This window comes from Candidatus Merdisoma sp. JLR.KK006 (genome assembly GCF_036941035.1).
Lineage (GTDB): Bacteria > Bacillota > Clostridia > Lachnospirales > Lachnospiraceae > Laedolimicola.
Map to the genome: position 1 here is coordinate 239,027 of NZ_JAYMNS010000003.1, position 19,620 is coordinate 258,646.

General features: G+C 45.8%; 20 protein-coding genes and 1 other RNA gene. 12 read left to right on the forward strand and 9 right to left on the reverse strand.

Translation table 11 applies throughout. The features are described 5' to 3' along the window. Positions 1-39 precede the first annotated feature (39 nt). Positions 40-1,191, forward strand: coding sequence for a serine racemase VanT catalytic subunit (vanT, locus tag VSQ61_RS04305; RefSeq protein ID WP_334343210.1), 1,152 nt, complete (start codon positions 40-42; stop codon positions 1,189-1,191). Between the two features lie 85 nt (positions 1,192-1,276). On the opposite strand, the gene VSQ61_RS04310 is transcribed toward vanT, so the two are convergent. After that, positions 1,277-1,714 (reverse strand): aspartate carbamoyltransferase regulatory subunit, encoded by a 438-nt coding sequence (locus VSQ61_RS04310; protein WP_502877017.1) that lies wholly within the window; start codon positions 1,712-1,714, stop codon positions 1,277-1,279. Beyond that, the gene (gene pyrB, locus VSQ61_RS04315) at positions 1,714-2,631 is read right to left on the reverse strand and encodes an aspartate carbamoyltransferase (RefSeq protein ID WP_334343211.1); all 918 of its coding nucleotides are present in this window, start codon (positions 2,629-2,631) and stop codon (positions 1,714-1,716) included. Before pyrB ends, VSQ61_RS04310 begins: the two co-directional genes overlap by 1 nt. Before the next feature lie 241 nt (positions 2,632-2,872). Here pyrB and VSQ61_RS04320 point away from each other — a divergent pair, with 241 nt between their 5' ends. Beyond that, positions 2,873-3,253 carry a PH domain-containing protein gene (locus VSQ61_RS04320; RefSeq protein WP_334343212.1) on the forward strand — a complete coding sequence of 127 codons (381 nt, stop codon included), beginning with the start codon at positions 2,873-2,875 and terminating at the stop codon, positions 3,251-3,253. Positions 3,254-3,387: 134 nt separating this feature from the next. Here VSQ61_RS04320 and rnpB read toward each other — a convergent pair. Continuing rightward, positions 3,388-3,731: RNase P RNA component class A (gene rnpB / locus VSQ61_RS04325), an RNA gene on the reverse strand. Between the two features lie 44 nt (positions 3,732-3,775). Next, positions 3,776-4,741, reverse strand: a complete 966-nt coding sequence (locus VSQ61_RS04330; protein WP_334343213.1) for an AraC family transcriptional regulator — start codon at positions 4,739-4,741, stop codon at positions 3,776-3,778. Positions 4,742-5,229: 488 nt separating this feature from the next. Here VSQ61_RS04330 and VSQ61_RS04335 point away from each other — a divergent pair, with 488 nt between their 5' ends. The 8 genes from VSQ61_RS04335 to VSQ61_RS04370 all read left to right on the forward strand — a co-directional run bounded on the left by VSQ61_RS04335 (position 5,230) and on the right by VSQ61_RS04370 (position 13,075). Continuing rightward, positions 5,230-6,237 carry an asparaginase gene (locus tag VSQ61_RS04335; protein WP_334343214.1) on the forward strand — a complete coding sequence of 336 codons (1,008 nt, stop codon included), beginning with the start codon at positions 5,230-5,232 and terminating at the stop codon, positions 6,235-6,237. Between the two features lie 62 nt (positions 6,238-6,299). Further along, entirely contained in the window at positions 6,300-7,475 is a 1,176-nt protein-coding gene (locus tag VSQ61_RS04340; RefSeq protein ID WP_334343215.1) for a M24 family metallopeptidase, read from the forward strand. 32 nt (positions 7,476-7,507) lie between these two features. Next, positions 7,508-8,368 (forward strand): transporter substrate-binding domain-containing protein, encoded by an 861-nt coding sequence (locus tag VSQ61_RS04345; protein ID WP_334343216.1) that lies wholly within the window; start codon positions 7,508-7,510, stop codon positions 8,366-8,368. A 30-nt stretch (positions 8,369-8,398) separates the two neighbouring features. Then, complete coding sequence (locus VSQ61_RS04350; protein WP_334343217.1) at positions 8,399-9,058, forward strand: amino acid ABC transporter permease; 660 nt, start codon at positions 8,399-8,401, stop codon at positions 9,056-9,058. Between the two features lie 11 nt (positions 9,059-9,069). Next, entirely contained in the window at positions 9,070-9,735 is a 666-nt protein-coding gene (locus VSQ61_RS04355; protein ID WP_334343218.1) for an amino acid ABC transporter permease, read from the forward strand. A gap of 29 nt (positions 9,736-9,764) precedes the next feature. After that, complete coding sequence (locus VSQ61_RS04360) at positions 9,765-10,574, forward strand: amino acid ABC transporter ATP-binding protein (protein ID WP_334343219.1); 810 nt, start codon at positions 9,765-9,767, stop codon at positions 10,572-10,574. A 7-nt stretch (positions 10,575-10,581) separates the two neighbouring features. Then, complete coding sequence (locus tag VSQ61_RS04365; protein WP_334343220.1) at positions 10,582-12,021, forward strand: aspartate ammonia-lyase; 1,440 nt, start codon at positions 10,582-10,584, stop codon at positions 12,019-12,021. 175 nt (positions 12,022-12,196) lie between these two features. Further along, positions 12,197-13,075, forward strand: a complete 879-nt coding sequence (locus VSQ61_RS04370; protein ID WP_334343221.1) for a homocysteine S-methyltransferase family protein — start codon at positions 12,197-12,199, stop codon at positions 13,073-13,075. A 113-nt stretch (positions 13,076-13,188) separates the two neighbouring features. Here VSQ61_RS04370 and VSQ61_RS04375 read toward each other — a convergent pair whose 3' ends face one another. Together VSQ61_RS04375 and VSQ61_RS04380 are read right to left on the reverse strand one after the other, a co-directional pair. Continuing rightward, the gene (locus VSQ61_RS04375; protein ID WP_334343222.1) at positions 13,189-13,482 is read right to left on the reverse strand and encodes a YerC/YecD family TrpR-related protein; all 294 of its coding nucleotides are present in this window, start codon (positions 13,480-13,482) and stop codon (positions 13,189-13,191) included. 86 nt (positions 13,483-13,568) lie between these two features. Continuing rightward, a complete protein-coding gene (locus VSQ61_RS04380) occupies positions 13,569-14,288 on the reverse strand; it encodes a phosphatase (RefSeq protein WP_334343243.1) in 720 nt (239 codons plus the stop codon). 144 nt (positions 14,289-14,432) lie between these two features. Here VSQ61_RS04380 and VSQ61_RS04385 point away from each other — a divergent pair, with 144 nt between their 5' ends. After that, positions 14,433-15,449, forward strand: a complete 1,017-nt coding sequence (locus tag VSQ61_RS04385) for an ABC transporter substrate-binding protein (protein ID WP_334343223.1) — start codon at positions 14,433-14,435, stop codon at positions 15,447-15,449. Between the two features lie 153 nt (positions 15,450-15,602). Here VSQ61_RS04385 and truA read toward each other — a convergent pair whose 3' ends face one another. Both truA and VSQ61_RS04395 read right to left on the reverse strand, forming a co-directional pair. Then, entirely contained in the window at positions 15,603-16,355 is a 753-nt protein-coding gene (gene truA, locus VSQ61_RS04390) for a tRNA pseudouridine(38-40) synthase TruA (protein ID WP_334343224.1), read from the reverse strand. Positions 16,356-16,403: 48 nt separating this feature from the next. After that, a complete protein-coding gene (locus VSQ61_RS04395) occupies positions 16,404-17,831 on the reverse strand; it encodes a purple acid phosphatase family protein (RefSeq protein ID WP_334343225.1) in 1,428 nt (475 codons plus the stop codon). Positions 17,832-17,972: 141 nt separating this feature from the next. On the opposite strand from VSQ61_RS04395, the gene VSQ61_RS04400 reads away from it, so the two are divergent. Further along, on the forward strand, positions 17,973-18,623 hold the full coding sequence (locus VSQ61_RS04400) for a hypothetical protein (protein WP_334343226.1): 651 nt from the start codon (positions 17,973-17,975) through the stop codon (positions 18,621-18,623). Positions 18,624-18,665: 42 nt separating this feature from the next. Here VSQ61_RS04400 and VSQ61_RS04405 read toward each other — a convergent pair whose 3' ends face one another. Beyond that, positions 18,666-19,538, reverse strand: a complete 873-nt coding sequence (locus tag VSQ61_RS04405) for an amidohydrolase family protein (RefSeq protein ID WP_334343227.1) — start codon at positions 19,536-19,538, stop codon at positions 18,666-18,668. Between the last annotated feature and the right edge of the window lie 82 nt (positions 19,539-19,620).

The window sequence follows — 19,620 nt, forward strand, 5'->3', positions numbered from 1 at the left end:
AAATTTTTATACTCTATTTAAAAGAGGGGGAATTTGTACATGATTACAAGAATCAATCAGGACGCTATGATCGTTCGGCTTCTTCCGGATCGAAGAGCCTGGAAAGAAATTCATTATGAAAATCTAAAATGGAATGTAGAAGCCCTCCGCAGCCTTCTGCCAAAGCACTGTGAATTCATGGCCGTAGTCAAGGCCAATGCCTACGGACACGGAGCCGTCCCGACTGCTTCCTATCTGAATCGGCTGGGCGTTCACGCCTTTGCGGTAGCTACCGTACAGGAAGGCGTGGAACTGCGTCTTCACGGAATCCAGGGGGAAATTCTGATTCTGGGGTACACCTCCCCTCATCAGGTTCATCTTCTGACAACCTACGACTTAATTCAGACAGCGGCTGACAGCGCCCACGCCCATGCCCTCAACGATGCGGCACTCTATCCCATAAAAATCCATATCAAACTGGATACCGGCATGCACCGTCTGGGGGAGCGTTCCGATCACATAGACGATCTGGCATCCATCTTTGCCTGTGAAAAGCTTCAGATCTGCGGCATGTACTCCCATCTCTGCGTGGCAGACAGCCAAAGCATGGAAGACATTCTCTTTACCAAGCTGCAGATCTCCGCCTTTTTCCGAACCGCAGAACAGCTGCAGGAACGAGGACTGAATCCCGGAAAGCTCCATCTCCAGAGCAGCTACGGCGCATTAAACTACCCGGATCTCCCCATGTCCTACGCCCGTTTCGGCATTGCCATGTACGGGTGCTACAGCAGCCCCGAACCGGAGCTGTCCAAACGTATCCCTCTGCGCCCGGTACTCTCCCTTCACGCCCGAATTGCCGTAGTCAAAGAGCTTAGAGAGGGGGAAACCGTCAGCTACGGACGAAACTTCCGGGCAGAAGCCCCCATGCGCATCGCTGCCGTCACCATCGGCTATGCCGACGGCCTGCCCCGCAGTCTCTCCAACAAGGAAATCCCCGTCCTAATCCGGGGCCAGAAAACACATATCATAGGAAACATCTGCATGGATCAAATGGTAGTAGACATCACACGCATCCCCGATGCCCGCCCCGGGGATATCGTCACCATCCTGGGCACTGACGGTGCTTACACCCTCCATGCCGAGGACCTTGCTAAAGCTGCCGGAACCATCACCAACGAACTGCTCTGCAGGTTGAATCTTCGGGAAGAGTAAATGTTATGGCATCTTCCAAAGGGCAAGCCAACAATACCAAAGGGAGCTGTCAGAAAATAAGCCGACAGTTCCCTCATCCATACCGTTATTTCTTCTTATACTTCTCTTCACAATACTTACACCGGTAAATCTCCTTCTCCTCATTGGTCAAAATAAACACCTGATCCAACTCCTGCTCAATCGATGTAATACACCGGGGATTCCGGCACCGGACAATATTGCGAATCTCTTTCGGAAGAGTCAGTTCCTTCTTCTCCACAATCTCCTCATCCTTCACAATATTCACCGTAATATTGTGATCAATAAATCCCAAAACCTCCAGATCTATGTAATCAATAGGACATTCAATCTTCATAATATCCTTTTTCCCCATCTTCCCGCTCCGGGCATTCTTAATAATCGCCACCGTACAATCCAGCTTATCCAGATTCAGATATTTATAGATCTCCATACTCTTCCCGGCCTGAATATGATCCAGCACAAACCCCTCGGCAATCCGTCCAACATTCAAAATACTTGCCATTATACATTCACCTCCAGCAAAGTGAGAATCAGCGCCATCCGCACATAAACGCCATACTGCACCTGTTTAAAATAAGCCGCCCTGGGATCGCTGTCCACCTCCACGGAAATCTCATTTACCCTTGGAAGCGGATGCAGTACCAGCATATCAGGCCCTGCCAAAGCCATCTTCGCCTTGTCCAAAATATAGAAATCCTTCAGGCGCACATAATCCTCTTCATTAAAAAAGCGCTCCCTCTGTACCCGGGTCATATAAAGCAGATCCAATCCGCCAATCACATCCTCCAGGCGCTCCACCTCCCGATAAGGCACACCCTTCTCATCCAAAACATCCTCACGGATATACCCCGGAATCCTAAGCTCCTCCGGCGAAATAAACACAAAAGAAATATTCTCGTACCGCACCAGCGCATTAATCAGAGAATGAACCGTCCGTCCAAACTTCAGATCGCCGCAAAGCCCAATGGTCAAATGATCCAAATGGCCTTTTAAAGAGCGAATCGTCATTAAATCAGTAAGCGTCTGAGTGGGATGCTGATGTCCGCCGTCGCCGGCATTAATCACGGGAATGGAAGAAACCGCTGTAGCTACCATGGGGGCTCCTTCCTTTGGATGCCGCATGGCACAAATATCAGCGTAACAGGAAATCATTCGAATTGTATCGGAAACACTTTCTCCTTTGGCAGCGGAACTGGATGCCGCACTGGAAAAACCAAGTACCTGGCCGCCCAGATGGATCATAGCCGATTCAAAGCTCAGCCTTGTTCGTGTACTGGGTTCATAAAATAAAGTTGCCAGAACCTTTCCGTCACAGGCATGTGCATATTTTGCCGGATTTTTCTCAATGTCACTGGCCAGGTCAAGAAGCCTGCCAAGCTCCTCTACGGAAAAATCCAAGGGGCTCATCAGATGTCTCATAATACCTCCATTATTCTAGTGAAATGATTTTAATCCGTTTACCGGATTAAAACCATCAACGGCAAGTTTGAAATCTTGCTTCCAAACTTTTCCTATTTATGGGTTCATAAAGATTCTTGTACTATGTTACATCAAACCCAAATGGATTTCAACAAATATATTTTGCAAAAAGCATTTTTTTGATATATACTTTTTATAGCAAATTGTTTATATCAATACTTTATCTGCAAGGAGAAAGCTTATGGAATTTAAAGAGAAAAAACGCTGGGTCTTTTTCGGACTTCCCCTGACTTTTACCACCTATACCATCAAGCCTGAAGTCCTCACCATCAACGAGGGATTCTTAAATCATAGGGAAAATGACTGTTACATGTACAAAATCCAGGATGTAACCCTCAATTCCAGCCTGTTTGAGCGAATCTTCGGCCTTGGCACCGTAGTCTGCAACACGGGCGACATCACACATCCCCGGCTGGAGCTTCAGCACATCAAAAATGCACGGGCAGTCAAAGATTTTATTCTGGAGCAGTCAGAGGAACAGAGATTAAAACGCCGGACACTGAACACTCAGAACATTGGAGCCATGCCGGAATTTGATATGGATGACACGGATGATGATTGATGTTGTGTGCTGAATCGTTAACCATGCTGCTTATTAAAAAAGACACTCTCCCGGTATCGAAACATTTCTTGTTTCCCCACAAGGAGAGTGTCATCTTTTTCAAAGTATACGGATTATCAGCATACCATTATTTTCATGTAAGCAAGGCGATAAGCCGGGTTATGTCTTGAATGTTCATCTATCTAGCTCTGCCGTCACCGGCAGAATCAAGCGACCCACCTGAAACAGCCGGGCCGGCTTCTGTTTCGTTTCGGTCTTGCTCCGGATGGGGTTTACATGTGCCCCGTCTGTTACCAGACGGGCGGTAGTCTCTTACACTGCCCTTCCACCCTTACCAGTTGCCTGGCGGTACATTTCTGTTGCACTTTCCTTGGAGTCACCTCCACCGGACGTTATCCGGCATCCTGCCCTATGGAGCCCGGACTTTCCTCACCTGACGCCTTTCGGCATTGTCAGCCGCAAACATTTACCTTACTTACGGTAACTCATTGTAGCACAATCCCTTTTTTCTGGCAATACCCTTTAGACTCCCCATTCATGCCGATACTGTAAAGGCGTCTTCCCCTCAGACTTCCGAAAGGATGAGATAAAATAACTGGGGGTATCAAATCCAAGCTTCTCAGCAATATCTCCCACTGACAGCGTTGATATTCTAAGAAATTCCTTCGCCTTATTAATACGCAGGTTTTTCTGAAACTCTCTGGGTGTCGTATGCAGATAAAGCTGAAACTGCTTATGCAGATAAAACTTATTCACATAAAACTTTTCAGCAAGAAAATCAAGCGTTATCCGTTCCTGGTAGTGTTCCGCAATATAATTCCGCACCTCAAAAATAAATTTAGGCGGCGTCTGCAAAGATAATTTTTCATCCCCCTCCAGCACAGACAGAACACAATTGGATAAAAGCGTGCTAATCTGGGCGGAAGCTTTCACGTCCGTCCCATAATCCGTATAAAACCCCACACTGTAATCCTGAATCAAATTGCGGATAATCTGAATTGATTCCGGTGTCCGCAGGGTACTTTTCGGAGATCCATGATTGGCCTCCAAAAAACATCTGTAATATTCCTGAGCATCTCCGCCCCAGAAATGAATCCATATCACCTTCCAGAAGTCCGTTCTGGGTGACGTAGAATAATAGTGCGGCTGCCTGCAGTCAATCAAAAAGAATTCTTCTTTCGATGTGTAATACTCCAGATCATTATATCTAAGAAACCCTTCTCCATCCAGCGTAATTTTCAAAAGAAACGAGGGCAAATGGGTCCGTGTGGTCATATAATCCTGACCTGCCGTAAATTCCCCTATCTCCTGTACATAAGGCAGGCGCACCCTTGCCATAGGATGTGTGCTTGCAATATACCACCTGGAATCTGTGGAAACATCCAAATTATACTGAATAAAATCCGAGTTTACCTGAGTCTCCCCTTCATGCTGAAACTGCGGGAAACTGACAAGATTTTTCCCCTGTGACTTTAACCCTTCTGCCATAATTCATCCTCCTTTGGCATTTGTCTTCCAATTCCTTTCTTCAATTTTCACCGGGGAGTTAAAACCAAGATAGTGATACTTTCAATCAAGATCTCATGATGACAACTTCGAAAAACAGGAATATAATTATCGAAAACATACAAGAAAAATACAAAAAAGTGTAAATAAATGTGCAATTTTATTAATGTTTATCTCTTACAGCATATGATTATACTATATTTTGTAAAAAAATGCAAGAAAAAAGCAATTTGATAATTCCATATTTTTCAGTAATATTTTGCTTTTTTATTGCTATGCACAAAAAGCATGTGCAAATTAAAGAAACACCCTTCGGGTATACCTCTATGCACAAAAAGCATGTGCAAATTAAAGAAACACCCTTCGGGTATACCTCTATGCACAAAAAGCATGTGCAAATTAAGGAAACACCCTTCGGGTATACCTCTATGCACAAAAAGCATGTGCAAATTAAGGAAAGGAATTCAACAATGAATACGCAGGCATTATTTGAAGAATACCGGGCAGGTATATTGGAATGTATCCATTACGGAACCGTGTGTGCAGTAAACAGCCAGGGGATTTTAGCCTCCGCAGGTGATACGGACTGGCTCTGCTTTTATCGAAGCGCCTCTAAGCCTATACAATCCCTTCCCGTTCTGCTTCATGGAGTGGACAAAAAGTATGGATTAACTGAGGAAGAGACAGCCATCTTCTCCGGCTCCCATTGGGCGGATGAAGATCATGTCCGCATCTTGGAATCCATTTTGGCTAAAACAGAATTAAAAGAGGAGCAAATGGTTATGCTCCCCACTTACCCCAACCGGGCCGCACGCAAAGAACAGCTCATAGGCGCACATATGCCCATGCGCAAAATATATCATAACTGCTCCGGCAAGCACTTGGGGATGATGCTTCTTGCCCGTGAACTGGGAGAACCCGCAGAGGATTACTGGAAACGGGAAAGCAAAACCCAAAAAGAAATCCTGGAAGTCATCTCGCAGATGACCGATGTCCCGGCATCCCATATCCGGATCGGCGTGGACGGCTGCGGTGTTCCGGTTTATGCCGTTCCCTTTTATACCATTGCAACCTCTTATCTGCGTCTGTCACAGCCTGAGCTTATTAAAGACATCAGTCTTCGAAATGCAGTTGAAAACAATATGAACATCCTCCACAAATATCCAAACATGATTGCCGGAAAAGACATTATCTGCTCCATTCTCACTTCAAGTCCCGATTTAATTGGAAAAAGCGGCGCCTTAGGTGTTTATGCCATAGGAATCCGTTCTCTGGGACTTGGAATTGCAGCAAAAATCATAGATGGAAGCCATGACGAGTTCGCCGCTATTGTGCTGCAGGTTTTTGACCAGCTTGGCTATCATGATTCCAGAATTACTGAAAAAATAAAGGAAGCTTATTCCGATATTATCCTGAATGACAACAGAGAGGAGGTGGGCTTTCGAAAGGCTGTATTCAGGCTGACACACGAAACTTAATAGTCTGGCCTTTATAAGACTATTTCTATCAATCTATAAGCATTAAGGAGATTAAAAATCTTATGGAACAAAAATTTGTGAGAATTCCAAGAGAAGAATATCCCGTGCGGTGGGACAAGGTTCGAAAGATTATGAAAGAACATGATCTGGATATGATTTTAACCTACAGCGATGAGAGGGCAACCTACGGAAACGCTTACGCAAGATATTATGCAGACCTTCAAACCCATTTTGAGCCCGCACTTGTGCTCTTCCTGCAGGATAGGGATCCGCTGCTTCTGGTTGGTCCCGAAACAGATGGCTATGCCAGGGAGCGTTCCGCCGTAAAGGACATTGTAGTTTTAAGTGAATTTTCTGCTGAGGACGAAGATTATCCCTTTAGCGTTGTGGTTCCCCTCAAAGAGATCCTCAATCAATACATACCCGGCGGTCCCAAAAAAGTAGGATTCGCTCCCAAGGTCCACATGGGCGCTACTATTTATGAAGCGATGCTGAATGCCTGCTCTCCTGCAAAAATCATAGAAGCAGATAAACTCATAGAACCTATGAGAGGTATAAAATCCGAAAGCGAGATTGCCGTTATCTGCAAAGCCTATGAAATTGCCGAGCTGGGAATGCAGGCTGCTATCAAGGCCGTAAGACCCGGCATCACCGAGCGTGAGCTTGCTGCGGAAGCGGAGTATGTTATGCGGAAAGCCGGAGCCGAGGGATATGGTATTGATCCTATTATTTCCTCCGGTCCCAATGCAAAACACATTTTGGCCAGAACAACAACAAGAGTGATTGAAGAAAATGATGCTGTCGTAATTACCTTAGCTCCCAGATATGAAGGATACCACGGCGCTATTGCCCGTACCATTCTTTTGGGTAATCCAAAGCCAGAGGTAAAAGCAGCCGTAGAAGCTATGATTCATGCACAGGAAACCTGCAGTAAAAATCTGATTCCCGGAAACGTTGGCAGTGAAGTGGAAGCCATGGGACGAAAAATCATGGCAGAGGCCGGATATGAAAAGAATTTTATGTATTCCGGACTTCACAGTGTCGGTGTCATTGAATTTGAACCCCCTATCCTTGGACCTTCCAGTACCACTGTTATTGAGAAGAACATGGTGATCTCCATTGATATTCCTCTCTTTGAGGATGATACGGTGGGCGGAATGAGGTTAGAAGAAGGATACCTGATTACGGAGGATGGACCAAAACAGATGTCCAGAATCCCGTTTATGGTAGAAAAGTAACTTGAACAAAACTTACAATAGGAGAAGATAGAATGAAGAAACAAAATACGAAAAAGTTTATGACGGCCCTGTTAACCATAAGTATGCTGGCAGCCTTATTAATCGGATGCGGTTCCAAATCCGCAGGTTCCAACGCAGCAGGCGGTGCCGCAGCAGAATCCGGAAGCGGCAGCCCCACATTAGACGCTATTTTAGCAGAGGGAAAAATCGTAATCGGATGTTCCTTAAACGGCGCTCCCATCGGCTTTACCGATGACAGCGGCAATCCCATGGGTTACGATGTAGACTGGGCATACCGCCTGGGTGAAGTACTTGGAGTCGAGGTTGAAATTCAGAATGTGGATGCCGAAACCCGCCTTCCGGCTCTGACCTCCGGTCGTGTGGATGTACTCTTTGCCAATACCACCGGCAATCTGGAGCGTGCTCAGACCGTTGATTTTACCATGCCGTATCTGCGCTGCGGCGTTAAAATGATTACCGCAGCAGGCTCGAACCTGCACACCATCGAGGACCTGAACGATCCCAGCATCAATGTATCCGTAAACCGCGGCTCTACCGGCGAGGCTCTTGTAACACAGTACGCCCCCAATGCCAATATCCTTTATGTAGATAACTTTACGGATTCCGTTCTGCAGTTAGAGCAGGGCAAAGCGGATGCTTCCTTTGAAGACAACACCGTAGTAGACTATGCAGCTTCCCAGAATGATAAGCTCGAGGCACAGGATGGCCTTTATACCTCCGATCCCATCTGCGTTGTATGCCGCAAGGGTGACATGGAATTCGTTCGTTACCTGGATATGTTCGTATCCTGGCAGATCAGCTCCGGATGGCAGGCAGAAACCTATGAAAAATGGTGGGGAACCGAACCGGCTGAGTTAGATTACATCTGGTAATGATCCGGCGAACCGGAAAGGGGGATGCACATGTATAAACTAAATTTTAACTTTCTGAACAGGTATGGCGACATGCTGATTGAAGGAATGAAAACTACCTTACTGATTGTTTTAGGATGCCTGGTCATCGGCTTCCTGTTAGGTACTGTTCTGGCTCTTTGCCGCCAGTCCCACAACAAACTAGTAAAAGGCATTGCCACAATATTTGTTGATATTCTGCGCAACACCCCTTTTCTGGTACAATTATTCTTCTTTTATTACGGTCTTCCGGTACTTGGAATCCAGACGGGCGCTATCTCTACGGCAATCATTGCCCTGGGGATCAACACCAGCGCTCAAAACTGTGAGATTATCCGCTCCGGCCTTATGGCGGTAAAAAAAGAATATTATGAATGTGCGGCAGCTCTGGGATACGGAAAAGTGCAGACTCTGCAGCTTTTCGTCCTGCCCATTGCCTTCCGGCTTGCCTTCAAATCTCTGGTAAATAATTTCATCAATCTTGTGCTCACCTCCTCCGTGTGCTTTTCCATCACAGTGGTAGAGACCATGGGAGCTGCCAAGATTATTGTGGGAAGAACCTCCAGACCATTTGAAATCTACTTATTGATTCTGCTTTGCTACTGTATCTTTACTTACATTATCTCTTTTCTCGCTAAATTAGTGGACAAGAAGATACATATTGTACTGTAGGAGGAACGAATATGTCATTTTACGATTATGCAACTCTGACAGGTAATGATGCCATGCAGTTCCTTCGGGCAGCAGGCGTCACCCTTTATATCACAATTGCATCCCTGATTATCGGAAGCATACTGGGAATTGCCCTGGGAATTGTACGCTGTTCCAAGAACAGAGCAATCTCCGCACTGCCGCTGATTATTATTGAGCCTTTGCGCAATTCCCCCCTTGTTACACAGCTGTTTTTGATTTATTATGGCCTTCCTATGGTCAGCAGTATTATGCTTGACCCCTATCCGGCCGCAATATTGGCCATATCCCTGAACACGGCCGCATTTATGGCCGTACTGGTGCACAATTCCATCTCTGCCATCCCTCAGGGACAGTGGGAAGCAGGATTGGCATTGGGACACAGCTCCACTTCCACTTTCATCCATGTGATTGCCAGACAAGCCTTCCGGCTTCTGATTCCCCAGGCGATTACCCTGTATATCAGCCAGCTCCAGTGCTCTTCTCTGGTGGCATTGATTGGAATTATGGATCTGACCAAGCTTGGACAGAATCTGGCCCTGCGGACACTGAAACCATTTATGATTTATGGCATAGTATTCTTGATTTATTACATTCTTTCCAGTCCTTTGTCAAAGCTGGCCAGAGATCTGGAAAAGAAGCTGTCGTTTAACTATTAGGATAATGAGTGTTAGTGAGGGGAATATGCTTGCATATTCAACGAACGACGAATGATGATCATGAATCTCTGATTCATGATATAACCGGGAAGGTGGTAAAAGAAATGGCAATGATCGAAGTTAAAAATGTTACAAAAAGCTTTGGAACTTTAACCGTATTAAAAAATTTTCATGTTGAATTCAACCAGGAGGGCGTCACCGTCCTCTTAGGCCCCAGCGGTACCGGAAAAAGTACGCTGCTTCGCTGCATCAATGGACTGGAAACGGTCGATGAGGGAGATATTCTGGTAAACGGACGCTCCGTAAAAGAAAAAAAGAACCTTCGTGATATCCGTCTGGATTGCGGAATGGTTTTCCAGCGCACCGTACTGTTCCCCCATCTGAATGTGATGCAGAATCTAACCATGAGTCCTGTTAAGCTGCTGAAAATGGACAAAGCCGAGGCGGAAGAAAAAGCCATCCATTATCTCAAAAAGGTCGGGCTGGAATCCAAGGCCAAGGCTTTGCATAATGAACTATCCGGCGGTGAACAGCAGCGAATCGCTATCGCCCGGGCCCTCATGATGAACCCCAAAGCCTTACTGCTGGATGAGATAACCTCCGCCCTGGATCCCGAGATGACCAGTGAAGTACTGAAAATCCTGGAGAACCTTGCTACGGAAGGTGTCTGTATGCTGTGTGTTACCCATGAAATGCAATTTGCAAAGCACGCAGCCAGCCGCATTATTTTTATGGACAAAGGCTCCATGGAAGCGGATGTTACCGCAGAGGAGTTTTTCTCCACCGTAAGAAAAGAAAATGAACGTATCGCCAAATTCCTTAATTTTATCGGAGAATAAAAAAGCTATGGAACATGCAGCAAATCCAGAAGAGTATCGTGTAGAACAAGACTCCATCGGCTCCAAGGATATTCCGGAAAATGTATATTACGGTGTCCAATCCCTGCGGGCCGCTGAAAATTTCCATATTACCGGTCTGGCCATGCATCCGGAATTTATCAACAGCATGGCATACATTAAGAAGGCTGCCGCTATCACAAACTGTGAAATCGGAATTTTAGATAAAGCTAAGGCCAAGGCCATGGTGCTTGCCTGTGATGAAATTCTTGCGGGAAAATTTCATCGGGATTTCATTGTGGATCCCATTCAGGGCGGCGCCGGCACTTCTCTGAATATGAATGCAAACGAAGTAATTGCCAACCGTGCCATCGAAATCCTGGGAGGCAAAAAAGGCGATTACCATATTGTCCATCCCAATGACGATGTAAACTGCGGGCAGTCCACAAATGATGTGATTCCCACAGCCGGCAAAATGACCTCCCTGCGGCTTCTGAGCAATCTGAAAAAGGAGCTTCTGCGTCTTCACAAAGCTCTGGAAAAGAAAGCCGAAGAATTCGACCATATTATTAAAATGGGCCGAACCCAGATGCAGGATGCCGTTCCCATCCGCCTGGGACAGGAATTTAAGGCTTATTCCGCAGCCATTATGCGGGATATCTGCCGCATGGACAAATCCATGGACGAGATGCGCTCCCTAAATATGGGCGGCACTGCCGTAGGCACCGGAATCAATGCAGATGAAGCTTATTTAAAACGCATTGTTCCCAATTTAAGCAATGTATCCGATATGGAATTCATACAGGCCTTTGACTTAATTGACGCCACGCAGAATCTGGACTCCTTTGTGTCCGTATCCGGTTCCGTCAAAGCCTGCGCCGTAACCTTGTCCAAAATTGCCAATGATTTGCGCCTTATGTCCTCCGGCCCCAGAGCCGGCTTTGGCGAAATCAATCTTCCCGCCAGACAAAACGGTTCCTCCATTATGCCCGGAAAGATCAATCCGGTTATTCCGGAGGTGGTAAACCAGGTAGCCTTTTATGTAATCGGCAATGACGTGACCATTACCATGGCTGCCGAGGGAGGACAGCTGGAGCTTAATGCTTTTGAGCCAATCATATTTTATTGCATTTTCCAGTCTATCGACACACTGGCCTATGCAGTCCAAACCTTTGTAGACAACTGCGTAACCGGAATCACCGCCAATGAAACCAGGTGCCGTTATCTTGTGGAAAACAGTGTCGGCATCATCACTGCAATCTGCCCCCACGTGGGCTATCAGAAAGCCGCTGATATTGCCAAAAGGGCTATTAAAACCGGAGAATCGGTACGCAGCTTAATTCTTCAGGAAAATCTGTTAACTGAGCAGGAATTAAATGAAATCCTGGATCCGGTCCATATGACGGAGCCCGGCATCTCCGGGAAGGAATTACTGCACAAGGTAAAATAATGCTTTCATAATCACCTTTTGTATAAATGTAGGGGCTGTCGGGAAATAAGGCAGCCCCTATGCTTATGAAGGCTAAAATTCTCTTGCATCCTACTGCTTTTCTGCTATATACTTAACAGGGTATCTAAAATACCATTTAATCTGACAATTACAGCATGCACAGCGAGGAATTCATATGACAAAACAAGAGTTTCAACAGCGAATGGCACAAGGCCCTCTGATCCTTGACGGTGCCACTGGCTCAAATTTATTAAAAGCAGGAATGCCACGAGGAATCTGTACGGAGCAGTGGGTGGCAGAGCATCCGGAGCCTTTAATCAAACTACAGAAGGCCTACATTGAAGCCGGTGCCCATGTGGTTTATGCACCTACCTTCCTGGCCAACCCCATCAGCCTTGGAAGCCATAACCTGGCTAAGGAAACCAAACGCCTGAATTACGAGCTGGTGCGCATTTCAAAAGAAGCCGCTAAAGGAAAAGCTTTGGTGGCCGGTGATATCAGCACCACGGGAAAATTGATGGAGCCTATGGGCGAAATGCCCTATGATACACTTTTTGAAGTCTACAAAGAGCAGATTACTTATCTGGCAGAAGCAGGTGCGGATCTGCTTGTGGCTGAAACCATGATGGCCGCAGATGAGACCATGGTCATTCTGGACGCAGCCGCAGAGGTCTGTGATCTCCCCGTTCTCTGCAGCCTGACCATGGAAGCTGACGGAAGTCTGTTCTTTGGGGGAAATATCTATGATGCGGCAGAAGCGCTGGAAGCCGTAGGCGCTGCGGCCGTAGGTTGCAACTGCTCCGTTGGACCGGATCAGTTGGAAGCCGTAATCTCCGGAATTCGCAAGCGTGTATCTATTCCCGTGATTGCCAAGCCCAATGCCGGAATGCCCAAGATTACGGAGACAGGGGAAGCTGTTTACAGTATGGGCGCAGAGGAATTTGCCGGACATATGGAAGCCCTGGCAAGAGCCGGCGCTTCTCTTCTGGGCGGCTGCTGCGGAACGGATCCGAATTATATCCGGGCGCTTCGTGAAAAAATTTCTGTTTCTTAAATTATAAACATCATCGGCACATAGCCAATGAAAATCAGACAGCACTTCAGGGAAATAAAGTCTGTCTGGTTTTTTGTAATGAATACTCTGTTTTCAATACTGACTTTTTTGGGCTACGCCTTTTTCTCAAGCCGCTCAAAGACCAAATCATAACCGTCATTTCCATAATTCAAGGAGCGGTTTACTCGGCTGATGGTAGCTGTGGAAGCACCTGTCTTTTCCGCAATTTCCAGATAGGTCTTCTGCTCACGCAGCATCTTAGCCACCTCAAAACGCTGGGACAGCGACAGCAGCTCATTGATGGTGCAGACATCCTCAAAAAATGTATAACACTCTTCTTTATTCTCCAAGCTTAATATTGCCTCAAATAAAAAATCGACGGCTTCAGTCTTTATCTTCTTATTCACGGCTTTCTCCTTCTATACATTTCAACTATAAATTTTCATATAGATATTTTAGCACAGTAAAATCTTGAAGTCTACCGTTTTACATATTATTTTCGGAAACGATTGGCATATTTTTTCAGCTCTTCCACAGAGCGGTTAACTACCAGCTCATCCGGAAATCCGATTTCCTCCAGAAGCTCAAGCGCCTTCTCATGGCATCCAACATCCGTGTCCACATGGGCATCGCTGCCAATCACAATAGGTACCTGATATTCCATGCAGACCTTCAGCATCTCCTCGTCAAAACCTCTTGCATTCTTTCTGGAACCTCCTGGTCTAAGAGAACTGTTGTTTAATTCCAGAAGAACCTCATACTCTTTTGCCGCCTGCACCAATGCCCGATAATCTACCGGATAACGGGAATCATCAGGATGCCCCAGTATATTGACATAAGGATTTTTCATGGCGTTAATAGATGCCTGTGTGTTAAATTCCCGATCCCCCGGACTAATGCAAGGTGTGTGAAGACTGGCAATAACAAGATCCATCTGTTTCAATACTTTATGTTCCAGATCCACAGTTCCCTGTTCATCCAAAATATTCAGCTCCACTCCCATCAAAAGTTCCACATCATATGCACTTCGATCCACTACTCGCAGATTCTGAAAATAAATCGTATCACAGCTCCCAATCATACGAGGTGCATGCTCTGTAATCCCAAGAAGCTCCAGTCCCTTTTTTGCTGCCGCTCTTGCATTCTCCCGAATGGTACTGTATGCATGACCGCTGGCCAACGTGTGTGTATGAGTGTCCAAGATGTCCTTTATCATTTCACAATCCCCTCTTATGACTTTTCTTTGTAATTTTCTTTCTCTATTATAGGCAATGATTTAAATGAATACAAGAAAATCCTTATCACATTTTTCTATTCCTGTCATATGGTATATCATTAGGAATAAGGAGGATTTCATATGAAAAAGAAACTACCTGCCTTGCTGGCTGCTACAGCAGTGGCGCTGATTACTCTTGGAATCACCGCCTGCGGCGGCAAAGACGCACCTGCCGCTTCCGGTGACCTGACGAAGGTTACTCTTAATGAGGTTGCTCACTCAATCTTCTATGCCCCCCAATATGTAGCAATTGAAGAAGGGTATTTTGCGGAAGAAGGAATCGAATTGGATCTTGTTACTGGCTTTGGAGCCGATAAGACAATGACCGCCGTTCTATCCGGAGAGGCAGACATTGGATTCATGGGTTCTGAGGCCTCCATCTATGTTTACAGCCAGAATCCCGATGACTACATTGTCAATTTTGCACAGCTTACCCAGCGAGCCGGCAATTTCTTGGTTTCCAGAGAGCCTATGGAAAACTTCCAGTGGTCCGATTTGAAAGGAAAAAATGTATTAGGCGGGCGGAAGGGCGGTATGCCTCAGATGGTATTCGAGTACATTCTAAAGAAAAACAATCTGGATCCGGCAGCAGATATGAATATTGACCAGAGCATCGACTTTGGTGCCACAGCCGCAGCATTTTCCGGCGGCAGCGGCGACTTTACGGTAGAGTTCGAACCAGGAGCCACCACACTGGAAAAGGAAGGGGCCGGCTATGTAGTTGCATCCCTAGGTGTAGATTCCGGCTATGTTCCCTATACGGCCTACAGTGCAAAGCAGAGCTACATCAAGGAACATCCCGAGCTGGTACAGGGATTTACCAATGCGCTCCAGAAAGGTATGGACTATGTGCAGAATCACACTCCGGAAGAAATAGCTAAAGTTATTGCCCCCCAATTCAAAGAAACAGATTTGGACGTAATCACAGCTATTGTCACCAGATATTATGAGCAAGACACCTGGAAGTCTGATTTGGTCTTTGAAGAATCCAGCTTTACCCTGCTGCAGGATATCTTAGAGGAAGCCGACGAGTTAGAAACAAGAGTTCCCTATGAAGATCTGGTAACTACTGATTTTGCAGAAGAAGCAGCGAAGTAAGTGACCAGAATGTAAACAGCAACTAAAAAACATCTAAAGTTGCTCTGTCAAAATACGGAATGGGGACGCCGCAAAGCCTTGCCCCATTCCGTTTCTGCTCCTAATCAAATGTACATGCAGCCAGACCTGCTTTGCAGCACCAGAGTTTTCAGCTTATACATCCCCATTGTCATACTCCACTTTCCAGAGACAAAGCCCCAAAGCAGGCGCCATAGGACCTGCTTTCTCCCGATCCAGTGATGCTAAAATCTGTGTCATTTCTTCTGGCTTTCGCTTTCCCACTCCTACCTCCAGAAGTGTTCCCGTCAAAATCCGGACCATATGATAGAGAAAGCCATTTCCCGTAAAACGCAAGGACATCTCTGATCCTTTTTGTTCTATTTCGATTTGCTCCAATGTTCGAATGGTTGATTTCTTGATTCGCTTATTGGCACAAAACCCTCGAAAATCATGGGTTCCTTCCAACAGTGCCGCAGCTTCCTTCATTTTCTCTGCATCCAGTATCTCTTTTACCTGGTACATATATTTCCGCTCAAAAACATTGGATATGGGGCTATTCCAGATACGATAAATATAAGTCTTGCGAATTGCATGAAGTCTGCTGTGAAACCGCAGTTCTGCCTCCCGTACCTCCAAAACCGCAATATCCTCCGGCAGATATCGATTTACATATTCCAGTATCTCTTCACAAGAAATCATTGTCTTCGTCCGAAAATTAGCTGTCTGTCCTGCTGCATGCACACCTGCGTCCGTCCTGCCGGAGCCTTGAAGGTCTACAGGCTCTCCCAGCATACGCTCCAGCACCTTTGTCAGCTTTCCCTGAATCGTCTGATTTGTGTGCTCCTGACTCTGCCAGCCATTATAGCGTGTCCCATCATATTGTATCAAAAGTTGAATATTCCTCATAAAAACTCTTTCCCTCCGGCTTCGCATTATTACAAGATTCGCAACTCCTTATTCCTTTCGAATCGTATACTCATCATACAAAGTCCAAGAATCCACCAGATACGTCCGCAAACGCAGCTCCTTGTCCGTTATATCAATTCGAATCGCAGAAGGCGTCTCCGGCTGTCCCTGAAATACAAGATGCTCATCCTCTTCTATAGAATGATACAGACACCCACTGGAAGTCCCACAGGTTACATACATTGCCCCCTCTGGATTCACTGCCACACCGCCTGATTTATAATCATAGTCAGGCAGCACTTGTTTTTCCCGATTCAAAAATGCTGACCGGGAATAAGCATGATCGTGTCCTGTCAGCACCAGATCAACATCATTATCAATAGTAATATGAGCCAGATAATCATCACTGATACCATTGCCGGAAGATCCAACCCCACTGTATGGTGAATAATGCTGAATCACAATCCGCCATTTCACCTTGGGAAACTCTGAAACAATCTGTGCCGCATACGCCTCGTGAAATTCTCCCGGATGTCCATAACAGCCATTTAAAACAATAAAAAGTATGTCACCCCAAATAAAAGAATAATTTCCGTTCTGATCATATTGCCCTTCAGCCATATTGGAACGATTGGGCACAAAAAAGTGTTCGTAAAAATAGGGACCATCTGGATGGCCGTTTGCCTCCATACTCCATTCATTTGCCACATCATGATTTCCAACCACCGGCACTAAAGGAATACTGTACAACGCCAAATGTTCCAAAAAAAGTTCATATTGTTCCTGATTTCCAAAGTCCGCTACCTGATCTCCTGCATGAAGCAGAAACTTTGCCTCTGGAACATAACCTGTCAATCGTGTTAATACGCTGTCCCAACGCTCAGCCGTTTCCTCCGGAAGCTCAACTTCTGACTGTCCAATCTGCGCATCAGACGTCACCAAAAACGTAAATGTTTCTGTATCCTCTGGCACGTGGTAGGTATATTCCGGAGACCATCCATCCTCATTGCCCACCCGGTAAGTATACGTCTCTCCCGAACGCAGACCAGATACCACGGCCTTATTTACATAATAGCCTGCCATAGTAACAGAAGCCGTGCACTCCGCTTCAAAGCTCTGAACCTTTCCAGAAGAATTTTTCCATTCTGTTTTTCCCCGTATCTCACTTGGAGAAAACCAATTTAGCTGCACCTGATCCTCAGAAGCACCAACCTCCATAGACAGACATTTAATCTCTGTGGTGTTCAAAAGCGGAGCGCTTGTATAGTCTGGAAGAAATGAAGCTAACTGCGCTTCTTCATCTCTGATCTCGTCCGGTTGTGACTCAACTGGCTTCTCTTCTGGCTGCATCCCCTGCTGCTCTTCCTCAACCAACAGTTCCTTTTTATCAGTATTCGCTTTATATACAGTCAAAAAAGCCGCCAGTAAAACCAGAGCCAGAAATCCAATTACGACTTTGATTTGTCTTTTTCTCATAAACACTCTTTCCCTTCTTATCATTTTCGTGTATCATAATATATAATATCCTGCAAACATCCCCCAATCCATATCCCTTTGGGAAAGACTCACTTCGTCCATCGAGGTATGTCTTATTTGCAGATCTGAGAGGTACACACTATGCTGGAACTAATTATTATCATTATCATTATTGCTATTGTAAAAAAAGTAAAAAGCGATAAGTCATTCTCCCACCATACACCGCCTATATTTCGAAATGTGCAGCCGCCCAAACCAGAGCTTTCTCAAAAGGAAGTAAGCAGACGGGTAAATAAGCAAATCTATGGTACAGAGGACACTAATGATCGGGTGGCCATTTACAATCGTCTGCTTCTCACTGACCGATATCAAGACATGGAAAAAATCGCTCATGAACTCGGTATCAGCAAACATCAGGTTCTTCGAGAGATCAAAAAGTTAAAGGATCAGGGGCATTACCTACAGGTAACCATTGACGAGCGCAATTACCGTCTGATTTATCCATCCTCTGCCAGGAAAAGCACTCTGGCACAACCTGCAAAGCCCGCTAGAGCTCATACGCCTGGTCTTTCTGCCTCAAAACCAAAGCCTGTTCCATCAGAGCCTGCCTTTGTAAAGCCCTCAAAGCCTAATCATCCCTCCCTCTTATCCGGGGAACGCTATGAGGAATGGATGCCTGTCCCTGTCGGAAAAAGGGTAGTACACTGTAGTTACTGCGGGGCTGACAATCTGATTTCGGAAAAGCAGAATCCCAGCCATTGTACCTGCTATTTCTGCAGAGAGGAATTATAAAACTGCTTATAATTTACCTAATCAGAGATGAAACCAATATATTTACTGTTTCATCTCTTTTTTAATTCGTTCCTCTGCCTTCGACAAACACTCTCTTAAAGCTGCTTCCTGTTCTTCTCCCACAGCCTCTTTCATCCATTGATATTCCTCCAAAAGCCCCTGTCCATGTGACACCTGATAAGCACCGGAATCACTGCCAAGGCCAATCCATGCCCCTCTTGTAAAGGCATAACGGACACTGTCCATCTGACGCTTCAAGATCTGCTTTATCTGTTCATCTGGAAAACGACCGCAGCCCAGAAGATTCCCAACCGGAGCCAGTGTGGGAATCCAGATCGTCCTGCTTTTAGCCAGCAGATCCAGTGTCTCCTGTTCCAGATAATTCCCATGCTCCAGTGTATCAAGACCAGCCTCCACCGCCATTCTCACAGTTTGATCTCCGTTTCCATGAGCCATTACAGTCATACCTTCTTCATGGGCTATGTGAATCATCCGGCGAATCTCATGTTCCGCCAGTCCCTCCTCTGTGAGCATGCCAAAAGTGCCAAATTCCATAATGCCGCTTATCATAATCTTAATAAAATCTGCTCCTTCTTTTTTTGCGCGGCAAACCAGTGAATGATACTCCTTCCAGTCTGAAAAAGCATGTCCCACGATTCCCCCATAATGCCCCTTCTTATGAATTGCAAAGGAAGGAGTCCGGTAATCAATGCCATACTCTGACGCCAGGTCCTTTGCCCGTCTGGAAACGCCCAGAGCATCTCCCCCATCACGGACAAATGTAATTCCCTTGTCCTTCCAGGTTTGAAAATGTGCTCGAATAACCTGATCTTTTACCCCGTCTTTATGCAAAGCAACTGCTGCTTTATAATTCTTCCCATCCATAATAATATGGGCATGGCACTCTCCGAGCATTTTTCCATATCCTCATTTCTCAGTATTTTCTGTCCGCTTTTTTCAATAGAAAGGCTGCCGTAAGATAAGACAGTCTTTCTTA

Bases quoted from the DNA above. Each gene is read 5' to 3' on its own strand.
- vanT (WP_334343210.1), top strand. From the start codon at position 40: ATGATTACAAGAATCAATCAGGACGCTATGATCGTTCGGCTTCTTCCG.
- VSQ61_RS04310 (WP_502877017.1), bottom strand. From the start codon at position 1,714: ATGGCAAGTATTTTGAATGTTGGACGGATTGCCGAGGGGTTTGTGCTG.
- pyrB (WP_334343211.1), bottom strand. From the start codon at position 2,631: ATGAGACATCTGATGAGCCCCTTGGATTTTTCCGTAGAGGAGCTTGGC.
- VSQ61_RS04320 (WP_334343212.1), top strand. From the start codon at position 2,873: ATGGAATTTAAAGAGAAAAAACGCTGGGTCTTTTTCGGACTTCCCCTG.
- VSQ61_RS04330 (WP_334343213.1), bottom strand. From the start codon at position 4,741: ATGGCAGAAGGGTTAAAGTCACAGGGGAAAAATCTTGTCAGTTTCCCG.
- VSQ61_RS04335 (WP_334343214.1), top strand. From the start codon at position 5,230: ATGAATACGCAGGCATTATTTGAAGAATACCGGGCAGGTATATTGGAA.
- VSQ61_RS04340 (WP_334343215.1), top strand. From the start codon at position 6,300: ATGGAACAAAAATTTGTGAGAATTCCAAGAGAAGAATATCCCGTGCGG.
- VSQ61_RS04345 (WP_334343216.1), top strand. From the start codon at position 7,508: ATGAAGAAACAAAATACGAAAAAGTTTATGACGGCCCTGTTAACCATA.
- VSQ61_RS04350 (WP_334343217.1), top strand. From the start codon at position 8,399: ATGTATAAACTAAATTTTAACTTTCTGAACAGGTATGGCGACATGCTG.
- VSQ61_RS04355 (WP_334343218.1), top strand. From the start codon at position 9,070: ATGTCATTTTACGATTATGCAACTCTGACAGGTAATGATGCCATGCAG.
- VSQ61_RS04365 (WP_334343220.1), top strand. From the start codon at position 10,582: ATGGAACATGCAGCAAATCCAGAAGAGTATCGTGTAGAACAAGACTCC.
- VSQ61_RS04370 (WP_334343221.1), top strand. From the start codon at position 12,197: ATGACAAAACAAGAGTTTCAACAGCGAATGGCACAAGGCCCTCTGATC.
- VSQ61_RS04385 (WP_334343223.1), top strand. From the start codon at position 14,433: ATGAAAAAGAAACTACCTGCCTTGCTGGCTGCTACAGCAGTGGCGCTG.
- truA (WP_334343224.1), bottom strand. From the start codon at position 16,355: ATGAGGAATATTCAACTTTTGATACAATATGATGGGACACGCTATAAT.
- VSQ61_RS04395 (WP_334343225.1), bottom strand. From the start codon at position 17,831: ATGAGAAAAAGACAAATCAAAGTCGTAATTGGATTTCTGGCTCTGGTT.
- VSQ61_RS04400 (WP_334343226.1), top strand. From the start codon at position 17,973: ATGCTGGAACTAATTATTATCATTATCATTATTGCTATTGTAAAAAAA.
- VSQ61_RS04405 (WP_334343227.1), bottom strand. From the start codon at position 19,538: ATGCTCGGAGAGTGCCATGCCCATATTATTATGGATGGGAAGAATTAT.